The organism is uncultured Rikenella sp., from assembly GCF_948810725.1.
Lineage (GTDB): Bacteria > Bacteroidota > Bacteroidia > Bacteroidales > Rikenellaceae > Rikenella.
The window spans coordinates 21,315-36,201 of record NZ_CAQIVA010000015.1 but is presented as its reverse complement, the minus strand read 5'-3'; the positions used below and the strand labels follow the sequence as shown (position 1 = coordinate 36,201).

Here is a 14,887-nt window from a genome sequence, read left to right as displayed (position 1 = left end):
TGCGACTCGTAGAGTCGCGCGGGCCGAAGCCTCCCGCCGCGGAGGCCCGCAACTGGCGTTGCTGTGGGCCCCGCAGGTTTCGGCCCGCTCGGGTGACAAATCCGAACTTGTTGGCTGTGCTCTTGCGACCCTTTGGGTCGCCGGGCCTGCGCGCTGGGCCTTTGGCCCACCCCCGGAGCGCGCGGCCCGAACCCGACAGAATTGAGAAGATGAATGGGGTGTTGCTTTTGCGACCCCTTAGGTCGCGCGGGCCGAAGCCTCCCCCAGCGGAGGCCCGCAACTGACGTTGCAGTAGGCCCCGCAGGCTTCGACCCGCAAAGTCAGAATAGAAAATGACATATATTCAGGGTTCTAAGTCCCCAATCGGTTCCGGCGAAAGCACTCCTTCCCGTTTATTCCGAGAGGCACCGCAACGGAAAACCGTGGGCGCGGTTGCCCGCATTGCTGGGGAGGAGGAGCTCCGCGGTTAAGTGCAAGAACACACCGTTGAGCCTGCTGACAGCGGACGACCAACCGTATCCGGCATCGCCGACATAGAGCAGCGTGCCCGATGGGTTACTGTGGTAGCCCGGGGCGGTGCCGCTCGGCACTCGAACCGGCTTTTCTCTGCCCCAATGGTCCTTCTACCCCAGGCACGACCTGCCTCGGTCTCCATTTGGTGTAGACACAGCCATCAAAAGACGCCGTGCGTCCGTTTATTCCGAGAGGCAACGCAACGGAAAACCGTAGGCACGGCTGTCCGAAGTGCTGGAACGAAGCCACATCACACTGAAATTCACGTTCATGCCATTCGTGTGGCTGACCGTCGAAGCCCAGCTGATCCCATTGCTGCCGACGACCCCCAGTGCCCCGTTACTCCTTTCGCGACAGCCCGGGGCGGGGCATCGCCCAATCTGAACCAACACGCAGAAACGAAAGATGCGTAGAATAGTTATCACTCTGTTTTTCAGTCTACTGGGCACTCTCGCCTCCGCTCAGTCACACCAGCGGCTCGTTGTGACCGCCGGTGATGCCGCCACGATGGATTTCGACCCTATCACCGGCAGACATCGGGCCGGCTCGTTGATCGCCGTCGCCCGGTTTGTCGAGACCTGGCGGACAGAACTCGGAGAGACGGCCGTTTTCGCCATAGACATTCCTCGGCGGAAGATGCCGCTCGGCGATGCGATTTATACGAGTCAGATCGACAGTACTTTACGGCAGAGGTTAATGCGTGTAGCCGGTTATGCGAGCGAGGCAGAGCAGGATTCCGTGATGACCCTTTTCGGTGTGACCCCTGTCGCAGTGGATTCGCTCGGTGAAAACGAGTGGCTCGTTGCCGATCGGTATGAAATCGAAGGGCAGACGGCAGTGCGTGTCAGGCGGTACGATTTTTCGGAAATTCGGCCCTCGAAAACGCTGAAAGCGCGTTTTGCAGCCGATGAGAAACAGATGCGGCGGCTCTTTCTGGAGCCCGTGGCGACGCTCGACACCGCGATTACCACACGGGACGGATTTTTCGGGCCATCCGCCTTCGTCGACCTCTTTCACCGCTTTCATCAGGCCATGGCGCCCGGAGCCGACCTCTCGTTTTTTGCGCCGCCCGTGATGGATGCCACCCTGGCCGCCGGTGACTTGTCGTTGAGCGACGTTTTGCCCCTCTTTCGGTTCGACAACCGACTCGTGTCCGTTCGGGTGCCCGGACGCAGACTCAAAGAGTGGATCGAAAAGATCTTCGGGATGCGCTTTTTTCGGATTTCCGGGCCTCAATCCGATCTGGTTCGGTTGCGAGTGCCCTACTATTTGCACGACGATGTCGCCGGGCTTCGTTTTCGGGTCGACCTGACCGCCCGGCCCGGACACCGCGTCACGATTTACGAGACCGAACGCGGCGAACCGTTCGATCCCGATCAAACCTATACCCTCGTACTCAATTCGTTCCGAGCGCGGGAGCTTCAGGCCGAAGGATGGCCCGTTGTCGTCGTCGCCGAAGACTATCGAGTCGCCTTAGCCGCCTGGTTGGCCGCCCAGAAGACCTTGTCGCCCCGGGCACGCGACAATTGGTCGGCCGGCCCGGAGCGGTGGGTGCGGGCGATCGCAGCGCGCGAGCGGCAGACGATTTTTCCCGCGAAATAGTCGAAAAAGAAAAATTCCGTATCTTTAGGAATACTTTTTGTAACCTATCGAAAGCATGACGACACGACCCATACAGATTTATTGCGAGAACAACGATACGACACTTTATGTCGACGAAGGTTCCACGCTGGAACAGGCTTTGGAGATGCTTGCCCTGCGCACCGAATCGCCCGTAATCGCCTGTTTTGCCGACAACCGGATGAAAGAGCTCAACACCCGGCTCTACTCGCCGAAAAGCCTGCGCTTTGTCGAGATGGTTTCGTCCGACGGCATGCGGGTTTATGCCCGTTCCCTCTTTTTCTTGTTGCACAAAGCCGTTTCCGACCTCTATCCGAAAGCTCGGCTGCGCGTGCTTTATACGGCCGCCCGGGGGTATTATTGCGAGATCGAGGGAGCCGGTTCCATCGGCGCCGAGCAGGTCGAAGAGATCAAGAAGCGGATGCGGACCCTCGTGGAGCTCAACCTGCCGATCGTGCGCGAAAAGCTGCTCTTTTCCGACGTCGAGAAACTCTATCGCGGCTGCGGGTTCGAGGACAAAGTCGCCTTGCTCGGGACATGGCCCCAGTGCTTCGTGACGGTTTATAACCTCGGCGGACTGCCCGGTTATTTTTACGGAGCGATGGCCGTTTCGACCGGCATGCTGACGACTTTCGACCTGCATGCTTTCGGCGGCGGCTTCGTGTTGCAGATGCCCCGGCGCGACGACTGGACGAAAGTCGAACCGATGCGGCTCGAACCGAAACTCTTCTCCGTCTTTCAGCAAAATCAGGAGTGGTCTGATATTCTGCGTATTGCGGATGTCGGCTCGCTCAATTCGCGCGTGCTGGCCGGCGAGGCCGGCGAACTCATCAAAGTCGGCGAAGCGTTGCAGGAGAAGACCCTGGCCCGAATTGCCGACGTCATTGCCGAACGTCACCGGAAAAGCGGCCTTAAGATCGTTCTGGTGGCCGGCCCGTCGTCGAGCGGCAAGACCACGCTGGCCAAGAGGCTCTCCATCCAGCTGCGGGTGCTGGGACTCGAACCGCAGACCATCTCGATGGACAACTACTTCGTCGATCGCGAGCATACCCCGCGGGACGAGAACGGCGATTACGATTTCGAATCGCTCGGCGCGGTCGATGTCGAGGCCTTCAACTCCGATTTGAACCGTCTTTTCGCAGGCGAACAGGTCGAGATGCCCAAATTCCGTTTTACGGACGGCAAACGCTACTATGACGGAACGACCTTGCAGCTCAACGAACGGAGCATCGTGATCGTCGAGGGGATTCACGGTCTGAATCCGGCCCTGACGCCCCATATCGAAGAGCATCTCAAGTACAAGATTTATGCTTCGGCGCTGACGACCCTTTCGTTGGACGACATGACCGTGATTTCGACGACCGATAATCGGTTGTTGCGGCGGATCGTGCGGGACAGCAAGTACCGGGGGCGTTCGGCTTACGATACGATCCGGGGGTGGGGGAGTGTTCGGCGGGGCGAGGACAAGTACATTTTTCCGTTCCAGGAGCAGGCCGACGTGATGGTGAATACCTCCCTGTTTTTCGAGATATCGATCCTGAAGAGGTACGCCCAGCCGCTGTTGGGGCGCGTTCCGGCCAATACGCCGGAGTTCGCGGAAGCATTGCGGCTGTCGCGGTTTTTGGACTATTTCGTCGAGATACCGGATCGGGAATTGCCTCCGACCTCGATTTTGCGTGAGTTTTTGGGCGGCAGCAGTTTCAGCTATTAGGCGCGCGGATAAGAATTCGACCGAATTGAAAAGTGGAAATGCGTAAGCATTTCCACTTTATGGGGCATGGGCCCGCGCGACCGGGTATCGGACGGCAAACCGTCGGCCGGAATTTTATCGATTCTCCGTCCGGGACGTTGTATCTCAGCGTAGTTCGGCCAATCTGGTTTCGGCTTCCTGAAATCCTTGTTCCGCGGCATGGAGATACCACTCCACAGCTTTGGCGCGGTTCTGTTCGATGCCTTCGCCGAATTCATAGCACCATCCCAAGTTGTATTGTGCTTCGACGTGACCTTGCTCTGCTGCCAATCGGTACCATTCTGCGGCGTCTTTATCATTTGGTTTGACCCCTCTGCCGTGTTTATAGCAGAGCCCGAGGTTATATTGCGCATCGGCATCTCCTTGTTCCGCCGCGAGGCGGTACCACTTCACAGCTTCGGCATCGTCCGGATGGATACCGAAACCGAAATAGTAGCAGTTGCCGAGGTTGCATTGTGCTTCGAGATATCCTTGTTCCGCAGCGAGACGGAACCATTCGCACGCTTCCGCAGCGTCTGATTTTACGCCTTCTCCGTTCATATAGCAGAGACCGAGTCTGAACTGCGCATCCGCATCTCCTTGTTCGGCTGCCAGTCGGTACCATTTCGCTGCTTGCCGGTAGCTCTGTCTGACGCCCCGTCCATTTTTATAGCAAATCCCGAGGTTGTATTGCGCATCGGCATATCCTTGTCCGGCTGCTTTGCGATACCATTTCACAGCTTCCTTGTAATCCAGTTCGACCCCCACCTCGTTCGCATAACATACTCCGAGGTTGTATTGCGCGTCAGGCAGTCCCTGTTCGGCTGCGAGGCGAAACCACTCCGCTGCTTTCGTGTAGTCCTGTTCGACCCCCAGTCCGTCCTTATAACAGTCCCCGAGGTTGAATCGAGCCTCGATATGACCTTGTTCCGCAGCGAGACGGTACCATTTGGCCGCTTCGGTGTAGTTCTGTTCCATGCCCCATCCGTGGTCATAGCAGACTCCGAGCTTGAATTGCGCTCCGGCGTCGCCGGCCTCGGCGAGTTGTACGAGCTCTTGTCGTGCCTGCGCATCGCCTTCTTGGAGACGATGGTACCCTATTTCAGGTCTATTTTCCATGATTCAGGATTGTGTTTGGTATCACAGTTCGAACAGCCCCTCCGGCAGATCACCCGCCAATCGTCGCTTCCTGACGCTCGTGACTTCGATCACCCCCGCCGGAACCAACACCTCCTGTCCGTCGAAATCGACACCCAGCAGCGGATTGCCCGGATAGTCATAAAATTCCCGTACCATCCCCACCCGTCCCGAACGCCGATCCGTCAATTCATACCCGACCAACACGCTCAAATCCCCCTCCCCGCCATCTGTCCGTTCCGACCGGTCGGCAGCGGTCGGTATCCGATAAAGCGTCTTTCCGATCAACAGGCCCGTCTCCGCCGAGGTTTCGAAATCATCGAATACGATTACGCCTCGCCCTCCGCCCTGCCGCTCGAACGAAGCGACATAAAGCGGCACGGCCAGTGAGTCGACCACCGTCCACAGCGGTTCGCCCCCGACCGGATCGTCCGGAAAACCGTCATAGAGCGATACGAGCAAAGTTCCGCCTCCGTCAGCCGCATTTCCGTACTCTTTTTTGATCCGCCCGACCACCCATTCGCCGCGCTGCGCCGCCGCTTCGATCGCCTTGGCGAGGGCTGTGTAACTCGAACTCTCCTCTTTTTTCATATTCGATTGATTTCGCATTTTGCCAGAAAAAGGAAACCTCGCTCCGGTATGGGGCGAGGTTTTCCATAGGGTTGTTTTGCACGGAACAAAAGTGCTCCCGGAGAAAAATTATTCCGCAGCAGCCTCTTCAGCCGCAACGACAGCTTCTTCCGCAGTTTCGGCAACCGCCTCGGCAGCCTCTTCCGTAGCTTCAGCCGCTTTCGCCGCCGCAGCAGCTTCGGCCAACTTAGCCGCCAAAGCCGCAGCCTTAGCCTCTTTCACTTTCGTTTCAGCTTCCAGACGTTCCTTTGCAGTCTTCGCCTTAGCCGCATCCAGAGCAGCTTTGGTCGATGCCGTCTTGGCCTCTTTTTCAGCTTTCCATTTCGCGAACTTCTGTTCGGCCACCTCTTCGGTGAATGCGCCTTTCCGCACCCCGCCGTTCAGGTGATGGCGGTACATTACCCCTTCTTTAGAGAGAATCGAACGGGCAGTGTCGGTCGGTTGCGCCCCCACGCCGATCCACCGCACAGCGCTCTCGAAGTTGAGCACCACGGTCGCCGGGTTGGTGTTCGGGTTGTAGGTCCCCAGTTTTTCGATAAAACGCCCGTCGCGCGGCGCACGGCTGTCCGCTACCACGATGTGATAAAAAGCGTACCCTTTTTTCCCGTGACGCGACAGTCTGATTTTGGTTGACATGTTTTGATGAATTTATTGATTGTCAATCCCCTGCCTTCCCACAACGTTCTTGGAAACGAACCGCGAAGAGCGAATCTTCCCCGTTCACTGGTTTGTGCAAAACCGCCGTTGTTTCGGACAAGTGGCGCAAAGGTACGAAAAATGTTTATCTTTACCTACAAGTTTGCATGTAGATTTATCGTCCTGATGGAGAAAAAAGCCATTTTCGCCGGGTCTTTCGATCCGTTTACGGCCGGTCACGAAAATATCGTGCGGCGGGCGCTCGCGCTGTTCGACGAGGTTGTCGTGGGGGTGGGCTACAACATCAAGAAAAAGGGACTCCTGACGATGGAGAATCGCGTCCGGCTGATTCGCGATGTGTTTCGCGACGAGCCGCGGGTGCGGGTGGAGACCTACGACGGACTGACGGCCGATTTCTGTCATCGGCAGGGAATCCGCATCTTGCTGCGGGGATTGAGGTCGGTGGACGACTTCGAAAGCGACCGCACGATCGACGCCATCAACAAACGGCTGGATCCGCGGATCGAGACCTTTTACCTGCTGACGGATCCGTATCTGGGGGCTATTTCGTCGGCGGTAGTCAAGGAGTTGTATGTCCACAAGGCTGACCTCGAACGGTTTCTGCCGAAAGGAATCGATCTTGAAAAATACTTGTAATCTATTTCTTCCGCAGTACCCTGTCCCGCCCCGGGCAACCGCGAAAGTAACAACGGCGGAGTGGCGGTCGTCGGCAGTCAGGGCTACAACTGGTCGTCTACAATTAGCAACACGAACGGCATGCTTTTGGAATTTCGTGCGCAATTCCTCATCACGAGTTACGCGATCTATCGTGCCTTCGGTTTTCAGTTGCGTTGCCTCTCGGAATAAACAGAGGAAACTGCCCCGGGCTACCGCCATCGGGATACGGGTACTCCCGGTGATCAGGGTAAATATGGATATAGTTGGTCTTCTTCAACCAACGGTACAAACGGTGCATTCTTGGATTTCGGTACCCAAGCGCTTTATCCTGAATTTATGTACTATCGCGGCTACGGTTTTCAGTTGCGTTGCCTCTCGGAATAAACAGGGTGCCACTCGGCATGCGAACCGGGCAGTCGGGGTTTCAATTTAGGGTAGAGGCTGCCTGTTTTGGGATAAAGGCGGATTAGGGCAGAGGCTGTCAGTAGAACGCCCTGTGGGCGCGTTTATTCCGAGAGGCAGCGCAACTGAAAACCGTAGCCACGATTGTTCGCACTGCTGGGATTGAGGCTCGTTGTGAAAAATCCCACATGTGTACCGAGCGTGCCGCGCACCATCGGAGACCAATCGTAACCGCCGTCGCCGACACGGCCAAATATGCCCGAGGCATACAGGCGGTAGCCCGGGGCGGGCGCCGCAGGGAATCGGGCGTTTACGGTCGGACAATGCGGTTCAGGAAATCGTTCAGCGGCTTCATCAGCCGGAACAACCGCAACGCCTCCGGAATGTACTCCGGACTCGTCACCAGATCGTCCGGCAGGTGCACCCAGACATAGAAGTGGTTCAGCTTCAGGTACTCCGCCGCCGGTGAATCTGCCCGGAACCCCCGCGGGACACGCTTCAAAACCTTGTCCTCCCGACACAGATCGCCGATCTCCCTTCGGAACTCCGGCGCATGGACAATTCCGCTGAACTCCTCCCAATTCGTGTCGATCGCCTCCCGAATCGCCTTCAGCGAACCCGATTTCTCCTCCGGCATGTACAACCCGCACGAAACCACCGACATGCCGCCCGGCTCGACGTGCATGTAGTAGCCCGACAACGGACTGTGCCGCTCCCCGTCCGCGTTGAGCACCACCCCGAAATGGGTCTTGTACGGCCGCTTGTCCGCCGAAAAGCGCAGGTTGCGATTGATCCGGTAAATCAGCTTCCGGACATCCGGATACCCCAGCGACGGGTCGAACAGATTGATTCCCTCCACCATCCGTTCCGCATTCTCCAACACGTTTTCGCGCGCCGCCTCATAACGGGCCCGATGCTCGTGGAACCACTCCTTGTAGTTGTTGCGCCGCAGATCGTCCAAAAATTCCAGTGTCGTCCGTTCGATCATAACTGTTTCGATTTTCGTTCGCGAATCCGTTCATAATGGGCCGCCCGCCGCGGATTCGTCGGGAACCACCCCTTGACGACCCGTTCCTCCTGTTCGAAAACTTCCTTGATCGTCCAGAACGACGAAAAGGCGAATACCCCCAACAGCGTCGAAACGAGGACATTGTCCGTGAGCAGCGACCCCGCCGTTCCCCCGATGCCCAACATCAGGAAAATCCACCAGCACCGCGTTCCCCAGTAATATTCCGCCCGGATCACCACCGGATGGAACAACCCGATAATCAAAAAGGTACAGATGCCGATCACCAGCCCCAGCAGCCGATAGTCTTGTAAAAAATCCATCACGATACGATCGTATTTTATGTTCGGTAAAGATAAGAAAATGCCGCGGAACGTGAAAGTTCCGCGGCCTGTCGAAATCCCTCCGGTTTGTTAGCGATCTCCCGCCAACGCCTCCTTCAGGTCGATGCCCAGCGCGTCGGCAATCCCCTGACCGTAAGCCGGATCCGCCCGGTAGCAGTTCCGCACGTGCCGCTGTTTGATGAACAGCTCGGTCTCATCTCCCATGTGTCGCGCCGTGTTTTCGAACAGCACCTGCTGCTGGGCCGGCGTCATCAGGCGGAACAGGTTGCCCGGCTGGGTGTAGTAATCGTCGTCGTACTCCCGTTCGTCGTAGTTGTAGATATCGCCCGTCCACGAGAGCGGCGGCTCTTTTTTCGCCGGCGTATCGCGCCACTCGCCGTAGCTGTTGGGCTCGTAGCCGATCGTCGAACCGTAGTTGCCGTCCACCCGCATCTTCCCGTCGCGGTGGAAGGCGTGGAACGGACAGCGGGGTTTGTTTACCGGAATCTGTTCGACGTTGACTCCCAGCCGGTAGCGCTGTGCGTCGCCGTAGGAGAAGAGCCGCCCCTGGAGCATCTTGTCGGGCGAGAAGCCGATCCCCTCGACCACGTTCTGCGGGTTGAAAGCCGCCTGTTCCACCTCGGCGAAGTAGTTGTCCGGATTGCGGTTCAGCTCCATCACCCCGACGTCGATCAGCGGAAAATCGCCGTGCGGCCACACTTTGGTCAGGTCGAACGGGTGGATGTGGTAGTTGCGGGCCTGCTCCTCGGTCATGATCTGGATGCGGAACTTCCACCTCGGGAAGTCGCCCCGTTCGATGGCTTCGTAGAGGTCGCGCTGGTGCGAGTCGCGGTCTTTGGCGATGATATCGGCCGCCTCCTGGTCGGTCAGGTTTTTGATGCCCTGTAGCGTTTCGAGGTGGAATTTCACCCACGTGCGCCGGTTCTCCTTGTCGTAGAAACTGAACGTGTGGCTGCCGAACCCGTGCATGTGGCGGTACGAGGCCGGTATGCCGCGGTCGCTCATCGTGATGGTCACCTGGTGGAGCGCTTCGGGCAGTAGTGTCCAGAAGTCCCAGTTGGCATTGGGGTCTTTGAGGTTCGTCCTCGGGTTTCGCTTGACGACGTGGTTCAGGTCGGGGAACTTCAGCGGGTCGCGCAGAAAGAAGACCGGCGTGTTGTTGCCGACCAGATCCCAGTTACCCTCGTCGGTGTAGAATTTGATGGCGAACCCGCGGATGTCCCGTTCGGCGTCGGCTCCGCCGCGTTCGGCGGCGACGGGCGAGAAGCGGACGAAGCAGGGGGTCTGTTTGCCGACTTCGGCGAAGATCGAGGCGCGCGTATATCGCGTGATGTCGTTCGTGACGGTAAAGGTGCCGTAGGCGCCGGAGCCTTTGGCGTGCATGCGTCGTTCGGGGATGACCTCGCGGTCGAAGTGGGCCATCTTTTCGAGGTACCAGGCGTCCTGCATCGCCATGGGGCCGTACGGGCCGGCGGTCTGGACATTCTGGTTGTCGGCCACGGGTCTGCCGTTGGCGTTCGTGAGGGTGTGTTTGTTCTTTTTCATCGGTTTTACGATATTTGAATGTTGAAAAATTCGCTCTTGTCGGGAGAAACCGGATATTAATGTGGTGTTGGTGTGTGTGAATGGCATAGATCGTGCCAAATCGGGCAGGGTGGGGGAGAGGCTGCCTTTATTTAGGGTAGACTCGGCCAGTATTCGAGTGCCGAGCGGCACCCTGTTTATTCCGAGAGGCAACGCAACTGAAAACCGTGGGCACGGGCATCTTGCATTTGAGGATTGAGATAGATTACATTGAAATTTAAATCCACCCCGTCGATTCCACTGATCGTCGTGGAAGACCAGTTGTATCCGCTGCTGCCGGTATTGCCCGGAGCTCCATCCACATGTCGGCGGTAGCCCGGGGCGGGCGAATGAAACAGGATAGAAATCTAAAAACAGATAATGATGAGATACATGGGACTTGTATTCTTTTGCCTCCTGGGCGGAGCCCTGCTGACCAAAGCCGTCGCCCGCCGCCCGGCCCGTCCGCTGCGCATCGTGAGCTACAACGTACGCGGAGGTATGGGTATGGACGGAACGCGCGACTACGAGCGCGCCTCCGCCGTGATTCGCGCCGCGCGGCCCGATATTTGCGCCTTGCAGGAGCTGGACAGCATGACCCGGCGGAACGGCGATACCGATGCCCTGCGGGAGTTCGCCCATCGAACCGGTCTGCACGGCACCTTCGCCCGCGCGATCGCCTATGACGGCGGTGCGTATGGCATCGGGCTCCTCTCGAAAGAGGCTCCGCTGCAGGTCGGCCGGCTGGCACTGCCCGGACGCGAGGAGGCGAGGGCGCTGATCATCGCCGAATTTGCGGACTACGTCGTGCTGGCGACTCATCTGTCGCTGACCGAGGCCGATCAGTTGGCCTCCGTCCGGCTGATCGACAGTGTGGCCGCTTCGTATGCCGGGAAGGCGGTCTTTCTGGCCGGCGATCTGAACTGCCAGCCCGACTCCGAAGTCTTTCGCGCTCTGCGTCAGCGGTTCGTACCCCTGAACGACACGCGGCTCCCGAGCTGGCCGGCGGATGATCCGCACGATACGATCGATTACATCTGGGGATACATCGGCGGCGACCGTTTCTATCGGGTTTCGGCTAACGGTGTGATCGATGCGCCCGGCCAGTCGGATCACCGTCCCGTTTTTGCCGAGGTGACCTACGGCCCTCGCCAGCCCGACAAGGAGCGATAGCCGCAGAGGCGACACCGAAGAACTATTTCGCAGCGTATGAAAAGATTGTTTCTGAAAATCAAACAGCTCGTCCTCGACACGATTCGTTTCTTCACCTATGATATCTGGCGCATCAGCAGCATCGACGGCTCGGTGAAGCACGTCGGACTCTACAACCTGTTGAAGAGCTTCATCCTCGCCATTCGGAACATCAGCGCCGCGCAGCTCAATATTCGGGCCGGCGCCCTGACCTACAGCACGCTGCTTTCGATCGTGCCGATTCTGGCCGTGCTGTTCGCCATCGCCCGCGGATTCGGCCTCCAGCACCTTGTTCAGAGCGAACTGGTACGCTACTTTACCGGTCAGGAGGTGATTCTGCAACGGGCCTTCACCTTTATCGACCGCTCGATCGAGTATGCCCAGGGAGGCGTTTTCGTCGGTGTCGGCGTCGTGCTGCTGCTCTACACTGTCTTCAGCCTCTTCAGCAAGATCGAGAGCAACTTCAACGACATCTGGCAGATCAAGCACGGGCGACCGTACGTCCGTCAGTTCACCGACTACCTGGCTCTGTTGGTGGTTGCGCCGGTCTTTCTGATTTGCAATGCCGGCATCTCGCTCCTGCTCGCCACCGCCGCCGGACAGGAGCATATCCTCGGGTGGGCGCTGGCGCCGGTCGTGCGGGCGATACCTTATCTGGTGATTATCCTGCTCTTCGTGTTGCTTTATATGTACCTGCCCAACACGAAAGTCCGGTTCGGGAGCGCGTTGTTCGCCGGGTTGTTTACCGGCATCGCGTTCCAGATTTTTCAGGTGCTCTACATTAGCGGCCAGATATGGATTTCGAAGTATAATGCCATCTACGGGAGCTTTGCGGCGCTGCCGTTGCTGCTATTGTGGCTGCAACTCTCCTGGTTCATCTGCCTGTTCGGTGCCGAGCTGGCTTTTGCTCACCAGAATGTCAGCAAGTTCGATTTCGAGCAGGAGGCCCGGCATATCAGCCGCCGGTATCGGGATTTTATTCTGTTGGCGGTGATGCGGGTGATTGTGGGGCGTTTTGCGACGGGCGAACGGCCGTATACGGCGGATCAGATTTCGGGACACTATCGGATTCCGACGCGGCTGACGGCCGATACGTTGGAGCTTTTGCTGCGCATCGGTCTGGTGGCGGAGACTCCGGTCGAGGACGATAAGGTGGTTTCGGCCTATATTCCGGCTTCGGACATCCACCGGATGACGGTGGCCGATCTTTTCGAGCGGGTGGATCGTTGCGGTTCGGAGAATTTCCGGGTCGATCTGAAACAGGATTTTTCGCGGGAGTGGGACGAGATCATCCGTCTGCGCGACGCGGTCTCCCGCAGCGGCGAAGGGGTGCTGATCAAGGATTTGTAAAGAGAGAGAAGAGTTCCGCTACTCCGCATCCAGTTCCGTGACGTAGCCCTCCTCCAAGAGCCATGTGCGGCCCGGATAACGCTGGAGCATAGCCTGGTTATGGGTCGAAAGGATCACCGTCCGTCCCTCGTCTGTCATGCTGCGGAAGAGCTCCATTACCTCTTCGGTCGAATCCGGGTCGAGGTTGGCCGTGGGCTCGTCGGCCAGCACGATCTGAGGATTGTTGAGCAGCGCCCGGGCAATGGCCGCCCGCTGACGCTCGCCGCCCGAGAGCTGGTTCGGATAGGCGTGTGCCTGATGGCTCATCGACACCAGTGCCAACACGGTGTCGATCCGGTTATTGATCGCTTCGGCGTTGCGCCAGTCGGTCGCCCGCAGAACGAACTCCAGATTCTGATAAACGGTGCAGTCTTCCAGCAGCGTGGCGTCCTGAAAAACGATCCCCAGCTGTCGCCGCAGGTAGGGCACCTGCCGCCGGGTCAAAGTGTGCAGCGGAAAACCGGCGATCTGTCCGCGTCCGATGCGTAACGGCAGCTCGCCGTACAAGGTCTTCAACAGGCTGCTCTTGCCGCTGCCGACTCGCCCCACGAGGTAGATCAGCTCGCCGGGATAGGCATACAGGTTCACGTCCCGCAATACTTCCCGGCGGGCGTCTTTCTGAAAAATCACGGCGTTCGTGAGCTGTAACGAGGGTTTGTCGGACATCACCATGGCAACCGCAAAGATAAAGCATTCCTCCCGATTTTTATCCGGTACTTTTTTCTTTGTCCCTGCAGGAACCGAACCTTTCTTTCAAGAAAGGTACCCAAAGAACTTTTGCAGAGGTCGTCCCGTTGGGCCGACCACGTGTTCTCTCCGCCTTGTTTCGTTGGGCTGGGATTTTCTTGGTGGGCGCGCTAATAATAAGGCTAATACCCAAGCGCGCCCCACCGGAAATCCAGCCCAACCCAAGGGCAGACACGGCCAGAGCATCCCGTAGGGATGCGCTCTGAAGTTTTTTTTGTTCTTTTTGTTCACAACCGACGCTGCCAGTGAGGGCAATGCAAACGTAGTTTGCAAATTGCCGAGCGGCGAGGAGGAAGGCGCAGCCAAAAAGAACAGTACCCTCCAATTCAAAGCAAGAAAACAGATACGGGATTAATTTGGCATAATTCTTGGTTTCATTATCCCGCGGAGTAATTAACCTCTGAAAGTTTAATCCTTAAAAACCTTTGAGTTATGTATTTCTTGTGGTTTATTCTGATCGGTTTGGCAGCCGGATGGCTCGCCAGTTTGATTATGAAAGGTCGCGGGTCGGGCTTCCTGCTCAACATTGTGATCGGGATCGTCGGCGGGTTGCTCGGCGGCTGGATCTTCGGTCTTTTCGGCTGGGCACCCGCCAGCCGCTTCGGCAGCCTCATCACCGCACTGGTCGGCGCAGTGGTCTTGCTTTGGATCGTCTCGTTCTTCCGCTCGCGGCGGAAAGTCTCCCGGTAACGGGCGATAGCGGAAAAAGCAGCGCGCTCCGGATCAGTCCGGAGCGCGCTCTGTTTATGCAGGTGCCATAGATGTTCATCGTTCCGGCCGCAGCAGTTGGACGAACCGCACATCTTCGTATCCCGTCCCCTCCGCCGCCCGGATCCAGGCGCGTTTCACGCCCGAGTCCTCGAATCCCGCCCGTGCGAACAGCCGCAGGCTCGCTTCGTTCGAGAGCGGAATGTCCGCCCACAATTGCCTCATCTCCAAGTGCCCGAAAGCGTACTCTGCGAGGAGCTGCAAAGCCGCCGTCGCGAATCCTTGTCGGCGCATCTTCCGTTCGTAGATCAGCATGCCGATCCCCGCCCGTCGGTGCAGCGGGTCGAAATCGAACAGGTCTGCGCACCCGATCGTCTCGCCCGTCGCCCGCAGGTCGATCATCAGCCGCATTTGCCGGGCCGCGTAGAGGTCGAGCGAGGCGTCCGCGATGAACTCCCGAATCGCCGCCCGCGAAAAAGGGCGGGTCGTGTCGCCGAGCCGCCACAGCGTCGTGTCGTTCTCCCACCGGTACATCACCTCGGCATCTTCCGGCTCCAAGGCTCGCAGCCGAATCCGATCGTCCTGTAACAGCAT

18 protein-coding genes are annotated in these 14,887 nt (G+C 58.1%); 7 read left to right on the top strand and 11 right to left on the bottom strand.

Annotation, left to right across the window (positions count from 1 at the left end):
- Positions 1-392: 392 nt before the first annotated feature.
- Positions 393-590, bottom strand: coding sequence for a hypothetical protein (locus tag Q9S52_RS06185; RefSeq protein WP_304708508.1), 198 nt, complete (start codon positions 588-590; stop codon positions 393-395).
- A 105-nt stretch (positions 591-695) separates the two neighbouring features.
- Positions 696-938, bottom strand: a complete 243-nt coding sequence (locus tag Q9S52_RS06180; RefSeq protein WP_304708507.1) for a hypothetical protein — start codon at positions 936-938, stop codon at positions 696-698.
- 58 nt (positions 939-996) lie between these two features.
- On the opposite strand from Q9S52_RS06180, the gene Q9S52_RS06175 reads away from it, so the two are divergent.
- Both Q9S52_RS06175 and Q9S52_RS06170 read left to right on the top strand, forming a co-directional pair.
- Positions 997-2,115, top strand: coding sequence for a 5'-nucleotidase C-terminal domain-containing protein (locus tag Q9S52_RS06175; protein ID WP_304708506.1), 1,119 nt, complete (start codon positions 997-999; stop codon positions 2,113-2,115).
- A 55-nt stretch (positions 2,116-2,170) separates the two neighbouring features.
- Complete coding sequence (locus Q9S52_RS06170; RefSeq protein ID WP_304708505.1) at positions 2,171-3,844, top strand: nucleoside kinase; 1,674 nt, start codon at positions 2,171-2,173, stop codon at positions 3,842-3,844.
- Between the two features lie 144 nt (positions 3,845-3,988).
- Here the strand turns inward: Q9S52_RS06170 and Q9S52_RS06165 are convergent, their stop codons facing one another.
- From Q9S52_RS06165 to Q9S52_RS06155, 3 genes are all read right to left on the bottom strand, one after another.
- The gene (locus tag Q9S52_RS06165; RefSeq protein ID WP_304708504.1) at positions 3,989-4,981 is read right to left on the bottom strand and encodes an SEL1-like repeat protein; all 993 of its coding nucleotides are present in this window, start codon (positions 4,979-4,981) and stop codon (positions 3,989-3,991) included.
- Between the two features lie 21 nt (positions 4,982-5,002).
- A complete protein-coding gene (locus Q9S52_RS06160) occupies positions 5,003-5,590 on the bottom strand; it encodes a hypothetical protein (protein ID WP_304708503.1) in 588 nt (195 codons plus the stop codon).
- Between the two features lie 108 nt (positions 5,591-5,698).
- A complete protein-coding gene (locus tag Q9S52_RS06155; protein ID WP_300730539.1) occupies positions 5,699-6,265 on the bottom strand; it encodes a 30S ribosomal protein S16 in 567 nt (188 codons plus the stop codon).
- 141 nt (positions 6,266-6,406) lie between these two features.
- Here Q9S52_RS06155 and coaD point away from each other — a divergent pair, with 141 nt between their 5' ends.
- Both coaD and Q9S52_RS06145 read left to right on the top strand, forming a co-directional pair.
- On the top strand, positions 6,407-6,922 hold the full coding sequence (gene coaD, locus Q9S52_RS06150; protein WP_304708502.1) for a pantetheine-phosphate adenylyltransferase: 516 nt from the start codon (positions 6,407-6,409) through the stop codon (positions 6,920-6,922).
- Positions 6,923-6,982: 60 nt separating this feature from the next.
- Positions 6,983-7,132 carry a hypothetical protein gene (locus Q9S52_RS06145; RefSeq protein ID WP_304708501.1) on the top strand — a complete coding sequence of 50 codons (150 nt, stop codon included), beginning with the start codon at positions 6,983-6,985 and terminating at the stop codon, positions 7,130-7,132.
- Between the two features lie 523 nt (positions 7,133-7,655).
- Here Q9S52_RS06145 and Q9S52_RS06140 read toward each other — a convergent pair.
- The 4 genes from Q9S52_RS06140 to Q9S52_RS06125 form a co-directional block, all read right to left on the bottom strand.
- Positions 7,656-8,333: a DUF2461 domain-containing protein gene (locus Q9S52_RS06140; protein ID WP_294592330.1), complete on the bottom strand. Its 678-nt coding sequence runs from the start codon at positions 8,331-8,333 to the stop codon at positions 7,656-7,658.
- The gene (locus tag Q9S52_RS06135; protein ID WP_297628120.1) at positions 8,330-8,674 is read right to left on the bottom strand and encodes a DUF4491 family protein; all 345 of its coding nucleotides are present in this window, start codon (positions 8,672-8,674) and stop codon (positions 8,330-8,332) included. Before Q9S52_RS06135 ends, Q9S52_RS06140 begins: the two co-directional genes overlap by 4 nt.
- Positions 8,675-8,764: 90 nt before the next feature.
- Positions 8,765-10,240 carry a catalase gene (locus tag Q9S52_RS06130; protein ID WP_304708500.1) on the bottom strand — a complete coding sequence of 492 codons (1,476 nt, stop codon included), beginning with the start codon at positions 10,238-10,240 and terminating at the stop codon, positions 8,765-8,767.
- Positions 10,241-10,416: 176 nt separating this feature from the next.
- Positions 10,417-10,581, bottom strand: coding sequence for a hypothetical protein (locus tag Q9S52_RS06125; RefSeq protein ID WP_297628118.1), 165 nt, complete (start codon positions 10,579-10,581; stop codon positions 10,417-10,419).
- A 70-nt stretch (positions 10,582-10,651) separates the two neighbouring features.
- Between Q9S52_RS06125 and Q9S52_RS06120 the strand changes: the two genes are divergently transcribed.
- A complete protein-coding gene (locus Q9S52_RS06120; protein WP_304708499.1) occupies positions 10,652-11,431 on the top strand; it encodes an endonuclease/exonuclease/phosphatase family protein in 780 nt (259 codons plus the stop codon).
- A gap of 36 nt (positions 11,432-11,467) precedes the next feature.
- The gene (locus Q9S52_RS06115) at positions 11,468-12,799 is read left to right on the top strand and encodes a YihY/virulence factor BrkB family protein (protein WP_304708498.1); all 1,332 of its coding nucleotides are present in this window, start codon (positions 11,468-11,470) and stop codon (positions 12,797-12,799) included.
- 18 nt (positions 12,800-12,817) lie between these two features.
- Here the strand turns inward: Q9S52_RS06115 and Q9S52_RS06110 are convergent, their stop codons facing one another.
- Complete coding sequence (locus Q9S52_RS06110; protein WP_300601280.1) at positions 12,818-13,510, bottom strand: cell division ATP-binding protein FtsE; 693 nt, start codon at positions 13,508-13,510, stop codon at positions 12,818-12,820.
- A gap of 507 nt (positions 13,511-14,017) precedes the next feature.
- On the opposite strand from Q9S52_RS06110, the gene Q9S52_RS06105 reads away from it, so the two are divergent.
- Positions 14,018-14,275 (top strand): GlsB/YeaQ/YmgE family stress response membrane protein, encoded by a 258-nt coding sequence (locus Q9S52_RS06105; RefSeq protein WP_294592314.1) that lies wholly within the window; start codon positions 14,018-14,020, stop codon positions 14,273-14,275.
- A gap of 75 nt (positions 14,276-14,350) precedes the next feature.
- Here the strand turns inward: Q9S52_RS06105 and Q9S52_RS06100 are convergent, their stop codons facing one another.
- Complete coding sequence (locus tag Q9S52_RS06100; RefSeq protein ID WP_304708497.1) at positions 14,351-14,887, bottom strand: GNAT family N-acetyltransferase; 537 nt, start codon at positions 14,885-14,887, stop codon at positions 14,351-14,353.